Below are 13,603 nucleotides of genomic sequence, written 5' to 3'. Positions count from 1 at the left end.
CTACGTTACGGTCAGTATGACATAAGTCCAAGTTTGACCCGTTTGCAGTATAACTGGAAATTCTACTACCAAAATCAACTGTTTCTGATTGTAAATTATAGAGATAATACCAATGGAGCATCTACCAATTATATCCTTATCTGAGTTAGATAAAGGTGATGTGGATAATCCGGAAATTAAGAGATTATATACAGCCTGTTATGAATGTGGTTTTTTCTATTTAAAAGATCACGGAGTTTCTAAATCTAGCATTGATCAAACTATAACTACATCAAGAAATTTCTTTCATCTTCCAGAAGATATTAAACAGCAGTATGGGCATGATATACAACAGGTTTATCCGCCAAGTTCACGAGGTTATGTTCCTCTGTTTGGTGAATTTTTAAATAAAGAAATTGGTTTTGATCCGAAAGCAATTTTTGATTTAGGTATAGATAAACCATTATCAGAACAACCATTTATAGGTCCGAATATTCTGCCAGATGATAACGTTGCACTAGGCTTTGCTAAATCTCATTACAACTTGCAAAAAGAAATAATGACAAAAATTGTTCCTAAATTGTTAAAAGCAATAGCTTTATCTTTAGGTTTAGAAGCAACTTGGTTCGATCCATATTTTAATGATCCTGTTTTAATCCAGCGTACTATTTACTATCCAGGAAAATCTGGACAAGCTGGTAAACATACAGATAATGGTATTTTCACCATTTTAATTCAAGAACAACTACCCCATCCTTCTTTAAGAGTTTATACAAAAGATAAATGGATTGATGCACCCTGTTTAGAAGATACATTTATTATCAATTTAGGGGATATGTTACAAATGTGGACTAACGGTTTATTTGTCAGTACACCCCATGCAGTGATTCATGAATATCCTGGTAGTCGGATATCAATACCTTTTTTCATTTATCCTAATATTGATGCCATCATTAAACCATTTGGAAAAGAAAAAACAATCAGTTCTAAAGAAGTAATGCTCAAAAACTTTGAATCTATTTGGGTAACTCATAAAGGGGCTGGTAGGGCAGAAGAATTAAACTAATTTCAGAATTTCATAATTATTTTTAGTAGATAAATATCAGTTTCCGCTATCAGTTTTAAGTAGGTAGGCACAAATAAACCTAACTATGTCACAAAATGTAAAAATCTCAAAACCCTTGTGATTGCTGAAGCCTCCGGCACGCTACGCGAACACTTCGCTGCGCTCCGTATCTCTAAAACTTTGATACTTGGCGAAAATTCTAGTGCTGCACTAGGGAAAATGTCTGAAAATGAATATATATATGCGTTGTTGATAGCGATCGCTCACAGTTAATGGGGCATTGGGTTATTCATCTTCCTCTGCTTCCCTTGCCTCGACTCCCTTACACTCCTTCTTCTTCCTACCAAATTATTGAGGAAGTATAAATTATTCTCATCTCCCCAGGAAGGTACATTTGTGTTAAAATATCTAAAACTAATACCTTGAGCTAATATCAATGGGGAAGGTTTTAGTCCTAAACGCCTCCTACGAACCGCTCAACATTACGAGTTGGCGACGTGCCATAGTTTTGTTGATTAAAGGCAAAGCAGAACACGTAGAACATAACGGTAAATTCATCTACTCTGATTTTCCCTTGCCAACCGTCATTCGGTTACGGCACTACGTGCGTGTTCCTTATAAAGAAATTCCCCTGACTCGCCGGAATATATTGCATCGTGACAGTCATACTTGTCAATACTGTGGCTACACAGGAGACGAGTTGACCTTAGATCATGTCATGCCGCGATCGCGTGGAGGAGGGGATACCTGGGAAAATATTGTTACGGCTTGTGTACGCTGCAACGTCAAAAAAGGCTGTCGTACACCCCATGAAGCCCGTATGCCTTTGCGCCATCCTCCGCGTCAACCTTATAGTAGTCTCTACTTTGAGGTGACAAAACATCTGAAGAGTGGACTTCATCAAGAGTGGCAAAAATATGTAATAGGACTTTGACGTTACAAAAAATCAACCAGACATCAAGGCTAATCAGTCTTCACCTGTGAGTGTTACTGTTTGACTTTAGTCAGTAAAGCATACCACAAGTAGAGGGTTTAATTTGGTGTTGGTTGGTCTTTATCTACAGTTTTTCAGGAACGTTCCCAAAAGCTGAAATAGAGTGCTGCCAATATTTAGCCATTCTAAAATGCAGGCAGACTAATCATCATACATCATTATGTGAAGTATGGCCTATTTTTGCTGAAAATTATTAAAATTTACGAATCACAAACAAGTAATATTTGAAAATATGAAGAGGCGACCTTAGCCTAACTTAGATAAATATTCAAATTTTAATCAACTTCTGAGGAAAATTTGCTCATTCCCAAACGGCTTTAAACGCTCTAGACAGATGCGATCAATCATTGAATAATGCTATTAAAAAAAATAGACCACCCTCAGCAGTGCAAAGACTGTAAATTTCTGCCAAGATCATAATGTGTGGCTAAACCAGTGATGCGCTGATTGGAGTATCTCGGAAGGCATACACGAGCCACCACGCTGACAACTAAACGCCCTATGTACTTGAATTCTTCAGTTACTCAATTTGATAATTTATCCTTAGAACTAAAACCGGAGGAAGTAGAGATAGATAAAGAATCTTATGAACTTCCACCACTTACCAGACCTTCCTTGCCAGGATCAAATGGTGATGGAGGTATCTATTTAGCTCAACGTGGCAATAATTCCCTTGCTAGTCAGAAGTCAGAAGAGTTACAAAAAACCCTGCTCTGTCATAGACATGAGCGTCATTTGGTAATTCTACAAGATTTTCCTGACCCGGATGCGCTTTCATGCGCTTGGGCTTACCAGCTAATTACGCAACAATACGATATCAAATGTGAAATTGTTTATGCTGGAACCTTAAGCCACCAAGAGAATATAGCCTTAGTCAAGTTAACGAACTTACCGGCTCAACGCTGGACAATGCAATCCCTGAAAAGTAAAGATTTGTCACCTTATCAAGGGTTTGTGTTAATTGATAACCAGGGAACCACATCCCAGCTGTTATCAGCAGTACAACAGGCAGGAATTCCCTTAGTAGTGCTAGTTGATCATCATAGCTTGCAGGGGGAACTGAACGCCGAGTTTGTTGATGTCCGTCCTTACGTGCGAGCAACAGCAACAATATTTACTCAGTACTTACAAGCGGGGTTACTATCATTAGATAGCAGCATTAGTCAGCACGTTAAATGTGCTACTGCCTTAATGCATGGCTTGCGTTCAGATACCAATCGGTTAATGCAAGCGCAAGAAGAAGATTTTATGGCGGCTGCATATCTGAGTAGATTTTATGATGCTCAGTTGCTGAATGCCATTCTACAAGCAAATCGTTCTAAGCGGGTAATGGATGTGATCGAGCGATCGCTCAAAAATCGCATTGTCCAAAATAACTTTTCCATAGCTGGGGTTGGTTACTTACGCTACGACGACCGAGATGCTATTCCCCAAGCGGCTGATTTTCTTGTCACAGAAGAAAATGTTCACACCGCATTGGTTTATGGCATCGTTCACGATGAAGATGACGAACTAGAAGTAGTCATAGGTTCCCTCAGAACCACAAAACTTACCCTAGATCCTGACGAATTTATTAAAGAAGCCTTTGGACAAGATAGCACTGGACGGTTTTTTGGTGGTGGACGTACTGGTGCAGGAGGGTTTGAAATTCCGATGGGTTTTCTATCTGGTAGCAATGAAAATTCTGCTTATGCAAAAATGAAATGGGAAGTTTACGATGCTCAAATCAAGCAGAAATTGTTGAAGTTAGTAAATCCTAGAGATAACCCAATTCAGTCGTAGTAGCAGATTAGGAAGTGGGGAGAATTCCTAACTCCTCACTATTCAAATAAGTGGATTAATACTACTTATCAAAGAGCGCGACGAGAGGCAATAGTAGAAACTGGTTGATCAGAGGATAATTTTTCTATTATCTGTCCTTTCATTGTCGATGAGATTTTAAATTTGGACTTTTATAATAATGGTGAGGAATAATTGTAAGTTTATCCCGCGTGCAATCACCCAAAAACCGCATTGTGCAAAATAACTTTTACATTTAAAGGCGTGATTGCCAATCCAGGTAATTACATAGGAAAATGGGGTATAATATCTCTAAACACATATTATATAAAGATTGAGTACAATATGACACAATTTAAAGTTGCTCATTTGCGCGAACAAGGACAGGACATGATTATTGTTCCTCTTGAGCAATCCTATCGTTATAAAACCAGTGCAGAACAAAATGAAATTCTTAAGTCCTTGCAAGTTTGTGCGCGTTCAGCAGGACTAGCTGGTACAGTTGTCACTGTGTGGGATGCTGGTGACGGGCGCATGGGATTTCTAGCTCCGAGTCAATGGCGTTCTTTTTTTCTAGTTTGTCGTTAGCTCATGTAGCTACCAATATTAATAAAACACTAACTTGCGCTTAATATCACTCATCACTATAGGTTGGGTTAGCCTTAGTATAACCCAACAACGATAGACCTCTTGTAGACATGGATTCCTATAGAATTGTTACATATGTAAAACTTATTTATAATAGTATAATATGGATATTATGTAGAAAAATACTGTCATGTTATGAATTTAGGTATTGAATCTAATAACCAACAGTTAAAGAGAAACCAAGTGGTTTTACTTGATAAAGCACAAATATCTCTTGATACTTTACAAAGTAAAGATCAGGAAAAAGTTATTCGTGTCATCAATTATCTAGAAAATTTTCCTGATTGTTCAATGCTTAAAATTAACAAAATAAAATCTGTTCCTAATTATTTTATTGCGAGAGCAGGCGTAAAATATAGAATTATTTTTAAATTTCAAGATGTAGAAGTAACTATTGTCGATATAGTCAATCACGACCGTCTTGAGAGATTATATGGATCATTAGAAATGGATAGGATATGAAAGGTCTAGATTCCTTTAAATTAGACCTTAAACAGTGTGTATTAGAGCTTGATGAATTTGATAAATTACTGCTTAATAGTGAATTACAAGAAAGTAAAGATATACTGCCATTCTTTAAGGATAGGCTACATTTGTCTGCATTTATTGGTTCTTACGTTCCTGATTTAGTCAGATGCAACCAAATTAAACATGAATTTTCCTTATTTGGTGATTTTCGTGCTGATTTAGTCGTTGGTGATTGTATAAATAATACTTACTGTTTTATTGAATTTGAAGATGCTACTAAAGACAGTATATTTGTAAATAGAGGAAGAAGTACATTAGATTGGTCGCCTAGGTTTGAGCATGGTTTCAGTCAAATCATTGATTGGTTTTGGAAAATTGATGATTTTAAGAAAACGACCTCATTTCTCTCTATTTTTGACAGTGAAAATATAGAATTTTATGGCATTCTTATTATAGGTAGAGACGCGTTTATCTCTCCTCTTGATAAAGCTAGATTAAAATGGCGTTTAAATAAGGTTTTAGTAGACTCGCGCAAAGTAATTTGCATAACATTTGACCAATTAGCTAGAGATATTAGAGATAGACTTTCACTCTATCCACTGATTTATGAAGCAGAATCAGAGGCTGAACGCATTATTTCAACGGATGAGAGCGATTGCACATCGCCTTAACTTGCGTTAACATTAGTGATACATTAGTAATAATGTAGGTAAATATGCACCTTCAATTAACTAAAATATTTAAGAAAGTTCCAGAGAATTATATAGGATTTGTTGAAGAAACACCTGGAATAAATACTCAAGAAAAACTCTTAAAGAAGCAAGAAAAAACTTAGAAGAAGCTATTGAATTAGTCTTAGGATCTAATTGCTTACTTGCAGAAGAGCAGCTTCAAGGACAGGATGTAATTCGTGAACTTATTTTTTTGTTGTTTGCATGAAGCGTATAGATTTAATTCGCTATTTAGAGGCTTGTGGTTGCAAATCATCACTTGGAAAAGGAAAACATCGTGTTTACGTCAATAAATCTACAGAAAAATCATCTGCTATTCGGCGTAGTCAAGAAATCAATGATTTTCTAACTCGTAAAATTTGCCGAGATTTGCAAGTGCTAGAACCAGATATAACCTAATTAACATGGAATTATACTTAATTCGTCATGGTATCGCAGAAGAACATCAAGCAGGGCTAAAAGATGAAGAACGCAAGCTCACCAAAGAAGGAAGACAAAAAACCGAAAAGGTAGCCCAAAGATTAATAAAACTAGATTTACATTTTGATTTAATCCTTACTAGTCCCCTCGTCCGCGCCCAGCAAACAGCAGAAATCCTAATTGCCGCTGGACTGAGTTCACAGTTAGAAAAATCGCACCACCTCAGCCCAGAAGGTAACATTAACAGTTGGCTAAAAGAATGGTTTGAACCGAGAAATTATACTCACTCAATTCAACTAGCATTGGTAGGACATGAGCCTAATTTGAGCAATTGGGCAGAAAATCTGCTTTGGGGAGAAGCAAAAGAGCGCCTTGTCCTGAAAAAAGCAGGTATGATTGGGATAAAACTACCAGAAATAGGATCTCCTCTGGGTTGTAGTCAATTGTTCTTGTTGATACCACCCAAGTACTTGCTATAACAGTTTTTCAACCTTTCGCATAGAATAGTTGTTAGATCGGCAACTGTTATGGTGAAAATAATCTCTGGTAAGTTAGCGTGATCAGATATTTCACAAAGTGAATGGTGTTGCCATGATGGTGTGCGAATACAAGCCTGGTTTAGAAGGCATTCCCGCAGCCCAGTCGAGTATTAGTTATGTAGACGGGCAAAAGGGAATACTAGAGTATCGTGGCATTCGGATTGAAGAATTAGCAGAAAAAAGTACGTTCATAGAAACTGCTTATCTCTTAATCTGGGGTGAATTGCCAAGCAAAGAAGAATTGGAAGCGTTTGAGCATGAAATTCGCTACCACAGACGGATTAAATATCGCATTCGGGACATGATGAAATGTTTTCCCGAAAGTGGTCATCCAATGGATGCCCTACAAGCGTCGGCGGCTGCATTGGGCTTGTTTTATTCGCGCCGTGACTTACATAATCCAGTTTATATTCGGGATGCGGTAGTGCGCTTAGTGGCGACTATTCCCACGATGGTAGCAGCGTTCCAATTGATGCGACAAGGTAATGATCCAGTTAAGCCTCGCGATGACTTGGATTATTCCGCCAATTTCTTGTATATGCTCAACGAAAAAGAGCCAGATCCTTTAGCCGCAAGGATTTTTGATATTTGTTTGATTCTACACGTTGAGCATACAATGAATGCTTCTACCTTCAGCGCTAGGGTGACAGCTTCTACCTTAACCGATCCCTACGCCGTGGTTGCTAGTGCGGTGGGTACTTTAGGCGGTCCCCTGCATGGTGGGGCTAACGAAGAAGTAATTCAGATGTTGGAAGAAATTGGTTCAGTGGATAATGTCCGTCCTTATGTAGATGATCTTCTGAAACGGAAAGCGAAGATTATGGGCTTTGGGCATCGTGTCTACAAAGTCAAAGATCCACGGGCGACAATTTTGCAAAACTTGGCGGAGCAGTTGTTTGATAAATTTGGCTACGACAAGTACTATGAAGTTGCCCAAGAAATGGAACGGGTAATGGCCGAAAAAGTTGGCAGCAAAGGGGTTTATCCCAATGTTGACTTTTATTCTGGGTTAGTTTACCGGAAAATGGGGATTCCGACGGATTTGTTTACACCTGTTTTTGCGATCGCACGTGTGGCTGGTTGGTTAGCACACTGGAAAGAACAACTCGCAGAAAACCGAATTTTCCGTCCTACTCAAATTTACAACGGTCGTCACGAAGTTCCTTACCTTCCCATCGACCAACGTTAACTAGCTAGAGAACAGGGAACAGGTGACAGTTAAGAAGAATTTCCCGTAATTAGCTGACAAGTAATCAATTCTAGATTTGGGATTGGGGATTCAGGCCAATAGATGGACAGATTCATAACTGTCATCTGTCTCTTCTATTAGGCTTGAGTTGAAAATCTCAAATCGAGAATCTGAAATTGGTATTGTCATCACAGCCCCCATTGCTGGAAAATCAGACAATTTCCATAGATTAGAAACCCGTTACCAAAAGGGAAGCGGCTAATTTGTATTGTCTTGAGGAGGTAGGTGACAGGGAATAGGGAACAGCCAAAAGGTAAAAAAAACAGAAATCTTATCCCCGTCCCCAATCCTCAGTATTAGCCAAATTCAATCCCAACCATAAGTAGAAGTTGTCTCTTGGTTCACAGGGCAAAAACCATCCAAGGATATACTAAACATGGGAATTGGCAACAAATCTACAATCAGGCATCATCTCAACAGAGATATCAATCAGTGAATCTAGAGTTATTAACTCAACTAATAGTTAAAATTCACCGTGACTTGACGACTTAAAAGAGTAGCAAAAATGAATGCAGGAATTGACCTCCAAGGAACTTTTATTCAATCTGTCAGGGATTTAGGAATACCACCAGGGGCGGCCAAAGCGATTTGGATGCCGTTACCAATGATCCTGATGCTGATTGGTGCAACAGTAGGAGTACTAGTTGCTACCTGGCTAGAACGGAAAATTTCTGCTGCTGCACAGCAACGGATTGGCCCAGAATTCCAAGGGCCTTTTGGGTTGCTAGTGCCTGTAGCAGATGGTCTGAAGCTAATCTTTAAAGAAGATATAGTCCCAGCCGCCGCCGATCGCTGGCTGTTTACCCTCGGACCGATAATTGTAGTAATTCCGGTATTTTTGTCATTTCTGATTGTTCCCTTTGGGGAGAATATCATCATTACCAACGTGGGAATGGGGGTATTTTTGTGGATTGCGTTGTCTAGTATTCAGCCTATCGGCTTATTAATGGCTGGTTACGCATCTAATAATAAATACTCCCTACTGGGAGGTTTGCGGGCAGCAGCGCAGTCAATCAGTTATGAAATCCCTTTGGCGCTGAGTGTATTAGCGATCGCAATGATGTCTAATAGTCTCAGCACAGTTGACATCGTCAATCAGCAATCTCATTTTGGCATTTTGGGTTGGAACATTTGGCGACAACCACTTGGTTTCATCATCTTTTGGATTGCAGCCCTAGCTGAATGCGAACGCTTACCCTTTGACTTACCCGAAGCAGAAGAAGAACTAGTAGCAGGGTATCAGACTGAATATTCCGGGATGAAATTCGGTCTATTTTACCTAGGTTCTTACATTAACTTGATACTTTCTTCCCTCCTAGTAGCAATTTTGTATCTAGGTGGTTGGCATTTTCCCATTCCCGTCAGCCTCATAGGTGATTTGCTGGGAGTCAGTGACACAAACCCTGTTTTACAGGTAGTCACCGCCTCCTTAGGTATCACCATGACCGTACTCAAAGCTTACTTTCTAGTATTTATCGCCATCCTCATCCGTTGGACACTGCCACGGGTAAGAATTGACCAATTGTTAGATTTAGGATGGAAATTCTTGCTGCCAGTTGGTTTGGTTAATCTCCTATTAACCGCCGCCCTGAAATTAGCCTTTCCTTTCGCCTTCGGTGGCTAAATCAATTTTAGATTGTAGATTTTAGATTTTAGATTGAATCTGAAATCTAAAATCCAAAATCCAAAATCCAAAATTGTCAAGAGTAGAGACACAAACAATGCTAAAGTTCCTCAAACAAGTTGGTGATTACGCCAAAGAAGCAGTACAATCGGCTCGTTATATTGGTCAGGGGCTTTCTGTCACCTTTGACCACATGCAGCGCCGTCCAGTTACCGTCCAGTATCCCTACGAAAAATTGATTCCTGGGGAAAGGTTTCGCGGTAGAATTCACTACGAATTTGACAAGTGTATCGCTTGTGAAGTTTGTGTTCGTGTTTGTCCCATTAACCTTCCTGTAGTCGATTGGGAATTTGACAAAGCTACCAAGAAGAAAAAGCTCAATCACTACAGCATTGACTTTGGAGTTTGTATCTTCTGCGGTAACTGCGTGGAATTCTGTCCCACAAACTGTTTATCAATGACAGAAGAATACGAACTTGCTACCTATGATCGCCACGAATTAAACTACGACAGCGTAGCTTTAGGAAGACTGCCTTACAAAGTTACAGACGATCCAATGGTGACACCATTGCGCGAACTAGTTTACCTGCCTAAAGGCGTTATGGAACCCCACGGTGTACCCGCAGATGCACCTCGTGCTGGTTCTCGTCCAGAAGACCTTGTAGAAAATGGTAATGGGTAATAGGTAATGGGTAATTAAGAATTTTGCCAATTACCTGTTACAAGTGAGCATTTATCAAACATCAAAAGGATCAAAAAAAGTGAATCTAGCGGAAGGAGTACAGGTTGTTTCATTTGGCATACTGGCTGTAATGATGATTGGGGCAGCACTAGGTGTAGTGCTGTTTTCTAACATCGTCTATTCTGCCTTTTTGCTAGGGGGTGTATTCATCAGTATGTCAGGACTGTATCTGTTGCTAAATGGTGATTTTGTAGCAGCAGCACAAATTCTGATTTATGTTGGTGCGATTAATGTGTTGATTTTGTTTGCCATTATGTTGGTTAACAAGCGTCAGGACTTCTCACCTTTACCCAGTGCTGGGTTGCGGAAAGTAGTTACAGGTGTTGTCAGTATAGGATTATTTGTCCTATTGAGTACGATGGTACTAGCAACTCCTTGGGCTTATGCCTCTGTTCCTGCGGCTGGTGAAAGTTCTATAGTTGTGATTGGTGAACATTTTTTCACCGACTTTTTGTTACCCTTTGAGTTGGCTTCTATTTTGTTGTTAATGGCAATGGTAGGAGCAATTATTTTGGCACGTCGGGAATATTTACCAGACGAATCAGACTCTTCTCAACTACAACAATCTATCTTAACTTTGCCAGAACGCCCCAGAGAAATGGTATCAACCAGTACTGGAACTGAGGACTAAGGATTGGGGACTGGGGACTGGGAACATGAATGACCACCCCTTACCCATTACCAATCACCAATTACCAATTACCAATTACCAATCATGGAACTTCAGTACTTTTTATTACTAGCAGCAGCTTTGTTTTGCATTGGCATCTATGGCTTAATTACTAGCCGTAATGCGGTGCGGGTACTAATGTCAATTGAGTTATTATTGAATGCTGTTAATCTGAATTTAATGGCATTTTCCAACTTTCTCGACTCAACATTAATTAAAGGTCAGGTTTTCACAGTTTTTGTGATTACCGTGGCAGCTGCTGAAGCGGCGGTTGGTTTAGCGATCGTGCTGGCCATTTATCGCAATCGTGATACCGTCGATATGGAGCAGTTCAATCTCCTGAAGTGGTAATAATGCGTGCAACTCAAGCAGGTAATCATTGCATATAAAGCGCGAGATGCCCAGAGTAAACGCTGGGCAGAACTCTGTGCGAAACAACTAGAAGATCGTCAATGCCAAGTGTTGATGGGGCCTAGCGGACCAAAAGATAACCCCTATCCGGTGTTCTTAGCGTCCGCTACTCAACCAATAGACCTAGCTTTAGTACTTGGTGGTGACGGTACTGTTTTAACAAGTGCTAGACATTTAGCCTCAGCTGGCATCCCTATTCTAGGAGTGAATGTCGGAGGTCATTTGGGGTTTTTAACTGAGTCTGTGGAAGAATTTCAAGAACCAGAACTAGTTTGGGATCGTCTGTTTGAGGATCGCTATGCTATCCAGCGGCGGATGATGTTGCAAGCGGCAGTATATGAAGGTCATCGGACAAATTTAGACCCAGTGACTGAACATTACCTGGCTTTGAACGAGTTTTGCGTCAAACCCGCTTCTGCTGACAGAATGATCACTTCTATTCTGGAAATGGAAATTGATGGTGAGGTGGTCGATCAATATGTGGGAGATGGGTTAATTATTTCTACCCCCACAGGTTCTACTGGTTACACCGTTTCTGCCAGCGGACCGATTATGCATGATGGCATGGAGGCGATTACTATCACACCCATTTGTCCCATGAGTCTTTCTAGTCGTCCACTGATTTTACCTCCTGGTTCTGTGGTCAGTGTTTGGCCTTTGGGGGATCATGATTTAAGTACTAAATTGTGGATGGATGGGGTGTTATCTACTTCAATTTGGCCCGGCCATCGTGTTGATGTGCGGATGGCTGATTGTCTGGCTAAATTTATTGTTTTACGGGATAACAATTCATATTATCAGACGCTGCGGGAAAAGTTACTTTGGGCAGGTACTAGAGTTCGCTACAACAATAATCACCGCAATTGATTGCAATGTTTTTCCCTAAGAATTTTACCGCCGTTCACTGATAAATTATTCTAGCCCTTGGATGCATTCAGGGGCTTTTTGAGATTATCGTGACTTTCTGAACATAATTACTATTGACAGAAAATTTAAATTGTGAATTAGATAAATATGTATCTTATTGCCAGATTTTATTTATAAAAATGTCCATAATAAAAGAAATCTAACTCTAATCATCTCAGACTTACTCACAGAAAACGGAAAATCAACCAAGTGTCACTAAAGTGTTCACATAGTGTGCCGTAGGCATAAGTTCTGCTAAGGCATAGCATCCCGCAGTAAAAGATATGAAGACAAGAGGGTTTTAGTGATTTTTTAATATCTCAAAATGTTCGCCATATTTTGTTAGTAGTAAAGTCTTCAAACCTTCATCAAATCTGGATTTCAAAATTAAGAAATTATTTTTGTAATTCCCAGTTTGATGGTAGAGGGTTATTTATTATTCTCTAAATTCTAGGGGAATATTCCGCAAATACAAGTAGGAAAACAGATGTAAATGTATTACCATCACATCAATTCTCTATTGCATCCTCCTGAGTTTCCCATTTTGCAAAATGAAAAGTATATCCTACGACTTGCTTCAACTGAGGAAGAATTAGAATCTATTTTCCGCTTACGTTTTGAGGTTTTTAATCTAGAACTAGGTTTAGGATTTTCTGGTTCTAACACTACCCAAATGGATCAAGATAAGTTTGATCAGGTTTGTCATCATTTGATACTTATTGCTAAACATACTGGTAAAACAATTGGTACATATCGAATGCAAACCTATACAATGGCTGGCAAAGGGTTAGGTTTCGATTCTGCTGACATATTTAATCTCAATAAAATTCCTGATTTTATGCTTCAGGAATCTGTAGAAGTTGGACGTGCTTGTATAGCTAAAGAATACCGCAATAGTCATACACTGTTATTACTTTGGGAAGGACTAGCCAATTATCTGCTTGGGAGTGGAAAGCAATATTTTTTTGGCTGTGCATCATTGCTAACACAATGTCCTAGACAAGCGACTTGTGCTTATAAGTATTTTCAGCATAATGATTGGATGCATCAAAGTATCCTGGTTCAACCTAATTCAGAATATTGTATAGAAATGACTCCACACTGTCCAGATATATATAATGTAGAAATTCCTAAAATTTTACAAGCATATTTGAGTATTGGCGCTAAAATATGCAGCCTACCTGCTATTGATAAGCAGTTTAAAACTATTGATTTTTTAATAATATCTAATATTGCAGATTTTGCCAGATGCTGTTACTCAAGCGAAGTCAAACTAGAGTCTAAACATTAATAAATATTAAACTAATTCTCATGTTAAATTAATTTTTTTGATGGTAAGAGGCTTTAAATTATCCTTAAAGACAGATTTTAAGGAGG

Annotated in this window: 16 protein-coding genes; all 16 read left to right on the top strand. The window is 39.1% G+C overall.

Annotated features, from left to right (window positions below; all coding sequences use genetic code 11):
* Window positions 1-112 precede the first annotated feature (112 nt).
* The 16 genes from VB713_RS00795 to VB713_RS00720 all read left to right on the top strand — a co-directional run bounded on the left by VB713_RS00795 (window position 113) and on the right by VB713_RS00720 (window position 13,517).
* Window positions 113-1,045 (top strand): isopenicillin N synthase family dioxygenase, encoded by a 933-nt coding sequence (locus tag VB713_RS00795; protein ID WP_323309676.1) that lies wholly within the window; start codon window positions 113-115, stop codon window positions 1,043-1,045.
* Window positions 1,046-1,162: 117 nt separating this feature from the next.
* A complete protein-coding gene (locus VB713_RS00790; RefSeq protein ID WP_323309675.1) occupies window positions 1,163-1,318 on the top strand; it encodes a hypothetical protein in 156 nt (51 codons plus the stop codon).
* A 163-nt stretch (window positions 1,319-1,481) separates the two neighbouring features.
* Window positions 1,482-1,979, top strand: a complete 498-nt coding sequence (locus VB713_RS00785; protein WP_323309674.1) for an HNH endonuclease — start codon at window positions 1,482-1,484, stop codon at window positions 1,977-1,979.
* Window positions 1,980-2,540: 561 nt separating this feature from the next.
* Window positions 2,541-3,821: a bifunctional oligoribonuclease/PAP phosphatase NrnA gene (locus VB713_RS00780; RefSeq protein WP_323309673.1), complete on the top strand. Its 1,281-nt coding sequence runs from the start codon at window positions 2,541-2,543 to the stop codon at window positions 3,819-3,821.
* 342 nt (window positions 3,822-4,163) lie between these two features.
* The gene (locus tag VB713_RS00775) at window positions 4,164-4,406 is read left to right on the top strand and encodes a hypothetical protein (protein ID WP_323309672.1); all 243 of its coding nucleotides are present in this window, start codon (window positions 4,164-4,166) and stop codon (window positions 4,404-4,406) included.
* A 195-nt stretch (window positions 4,407-4,601) separates the two neighbouring features.
* Window positions 4,602-4,928: a hypothetical protein gene (locus VB713_RS00770; RefSeq protein ID WP_323309671.1), complete on the top strand. Its 327-nt coding sequence runs from the start codon at window positions 4,602-4,604 to the stop codon at window positions 4,926-4,928.
* A complete protein-coding gene (locus tag VB713_RS00765; RefSeq protein WP_323309670.1) occupies window positions 4,925-5,605 on the top strand; it encodes a Shedu immune nuclease family protein in 681 nt (226 codons plus the stop codon). The genes VB713_RS00770 and VB713_RS00765 overlap by 4 nt, the downstream gene beginning before the upstream one ends.
* Window positions 5,606-5,869: 264 nt before the next feature.
* On the top strand, window positions 5,870-6,064 hold the full coding sequence (locus VB713_RS00760; protein WP_323309669.1) for a type II toxin-antitoxin system HicA family toxin: 195 nt from the start codon (window positions 5,870-5,872) through the stop codon (window positions 6,062-6,064).
* A 5-nt stretch (window positions 6,065-6,069) separates the two neighbouring features.
* On the top strand, window positions 6,070-6,564 hold the full coding sequence (gene sixA, locus VB713_RS00755) for a phosphohistidine phosphatase SixA (RefSeq protein WP_323309668.1): 495 nt from the start codon (window positions 6,070-6,072) through the stop codon (window positions 6,562-6,564).
* A 112-nt stretch (window positions 6,565-6,676) separates the two neighbouring features.
* On the top strand, window positions 6,677-7,813 hold the full coding sequence (locus VB713_RS00750) for a citrate synthase (protein WP_323309684.1): 1,137 nt from the start codon (window positions 6,677-6,679) through the stop codon (window positions 7,811-7,813).
* Window positions 7,814-8,378: 565 nt separating this feature from the next.
* Complete coding sequence (gene nuoH / locus VB713_RS00745) at window positions 8,379-9,497, top strand: NADH-quinone oxidoreductase subunit NuoH (protein WP_323309667.1); 1,119 nt, start codon at window positions 8,379-8,381, stop codon at window positions 9,495-9,497.
* A 97-nt stretch (window positions 9,498-9,594) separates the two neighbouring features.
* Window positions 9,595-10,179 (top strand): NAD(P)H-quinone oxidoreductase subunit I, encoded by a 585-nt coding sequence (gene ndhI / locus VB713_RS00740; protein ID WP_323309666.1) that lies wholly within the window; start codon window positions 9,595-9,597, stop codon window positions 10,177-10,179.
* Between the two features lie 79 nt (window positions 10,180-10,258).
* Window positions 10,259-10,870 carry an NADH-quinone oxidoreductase subunit J gene (locus VB713_RS00735; RefSeq protein WP_323309665.1) on the top strand — a complete coding sequence of 204 codons (612 nt, stop codon included), beginning with the start codon at window positions 10,259-10,261 and terminating at the stop codon, window positions 10,868-10,870.
* A gap of 84 nt (window positions 10,871-10,954) precedes the next feature.
* A complete protein-coding gene (nuoK, locus tag VB713_RS00730; protein ID WP_096645689.1) occupies window positions 10,955-11,260 on the top strand; it encodes an NADH-quinone oxidoreductase subunit NuoK in 306 nt (101 codons plus the stop codon).
* 6 nt (window positions 11,261-11,266) lie between these two features.
* Window positions 11,267-12,187 (top strand): NAD(+) kinase, encoded by a 921-nt coding sequence (locus VB713_RS00725; protein WP_323309664.1) that lies wholly within the window; start codon window positions 11,267-11,269, stop codon window positions 12,185-12,187.
* Between the two features lie 532 nt (window positions 12,188-12,719).
* Window positions 12,720-13,517, top strand: coding sequence for a GNAT family N-acetyltransferase (locus VB713_RS00720; protein WP_323309663.1), 798 nt, complete (start codon window positions 12,720-12,722; stop codon window positions 13,515-13,517).
* Window positions 13,518-13,603 lie beyond the last annotated feature (86 nt).

The sequence above is a fragment of the Anabaena cylindrica UHCC 0172 genome, from assembly GCF_034931625.1.
GTDB classification, from domain to species: Bacteria; Cyanobacteriota; Cyanobacteriia; order Cyanobacteriales; family Nostocaceae; genus Anabaena; species Anabaena cylindrica_A.
Note: the sequence above shows the minus strand (reverse complement) of the source record. Positions and strands in the feature narration are given on the sequence as shown.

Bases quoted from the DNA above. Each gene is read 5' to 3' on its own strand.
- VB713_RS00795 (WP_323309676.1), top strand. From the start codon at position 113: ATGGAGCATCTACCAATTATATCCTTATCTGAGTTAGATAAAGGTGAT.
- VB713_RS00785 (WP_323309674.1), top strand. From the start codon at position 1,482: ATGGGGAAGGTTTTAGTCCTAAACGCCTCCTACGAACCGCTCAACATT.
- VB713_RS00780 (WP_323309673.1), top strand. From the start codon at position 2,541: ATGTACTTGAATTCTTCAGTTACTCAATTTGATAATTTATCCTTAGAA.
- VB713_RS00775 (WP_323309672.1), top strand. From the start codon at position 4,164: ATGACACAATTTAAAGTTGCTCATTTGCGCGAACAAGGACAGGACATG.
- VB713_RS00770 (WP_323309671.1), top strand. From the start codon at position 4,602: ATGAATTTAGGTATTGAATCTAATAACCAACAGTTAAAGAGAAACCAA.
- VB713_RS00765 (WP_323309670.1), top strand. From the start codon at position 4,925: ATGAAAGGTCTAGATTCCTTTAAATTAGACCTTAAACAGTGTGTATTA.
- VB713_RS00760 (WP_323309669.1), top strand. From the start codon at position 5,870: ATGAAGCGTATAGATTTAATTCGCTATTTAGAGGCTTGTGGTTGCAAA.
- sixA (WP_323309668.1), top strand. From the start codon at position 6,070: ATGGAATTATACTTAATTCGTCATGGTATCGCAGAAGAACATCAAGCA.
- VB713_RS00750 (WP_323309684.1), top strand. From the start codon at position 6,677: ATGATGGTGTGCGAATACAAGCCTGGTTTAGAAGGCATTCCCGCAGCC.
- nuoH (WP_323309667.1), top strand. From the start codon at position 8,379: ATGAATGCAGGAATTGACCTCCAAGGAACTTTTATTCAATCTGTCAGG.
- ndhI (WP_323309666.1), top strand. From the start codon at position 9,595: ATGCTAAAGTTCCTCAAACAAGTTGGTGATTACGCCAAAGAAGCAGTA.
- nuoK (WP_096645689.1), top strand. From the start codon at position 10,955: ATGGAACTTCAGTACTTTTTATTACTAGCAGCAGCTTTGTTTTGCATT.
- VB713_RS00720 (WP_323309663.1), top strand. From the start codon at position 12,720: ATGTATTACCATCACATCAATTCTCTATTGCATCCTCCTGAGTTTCCC.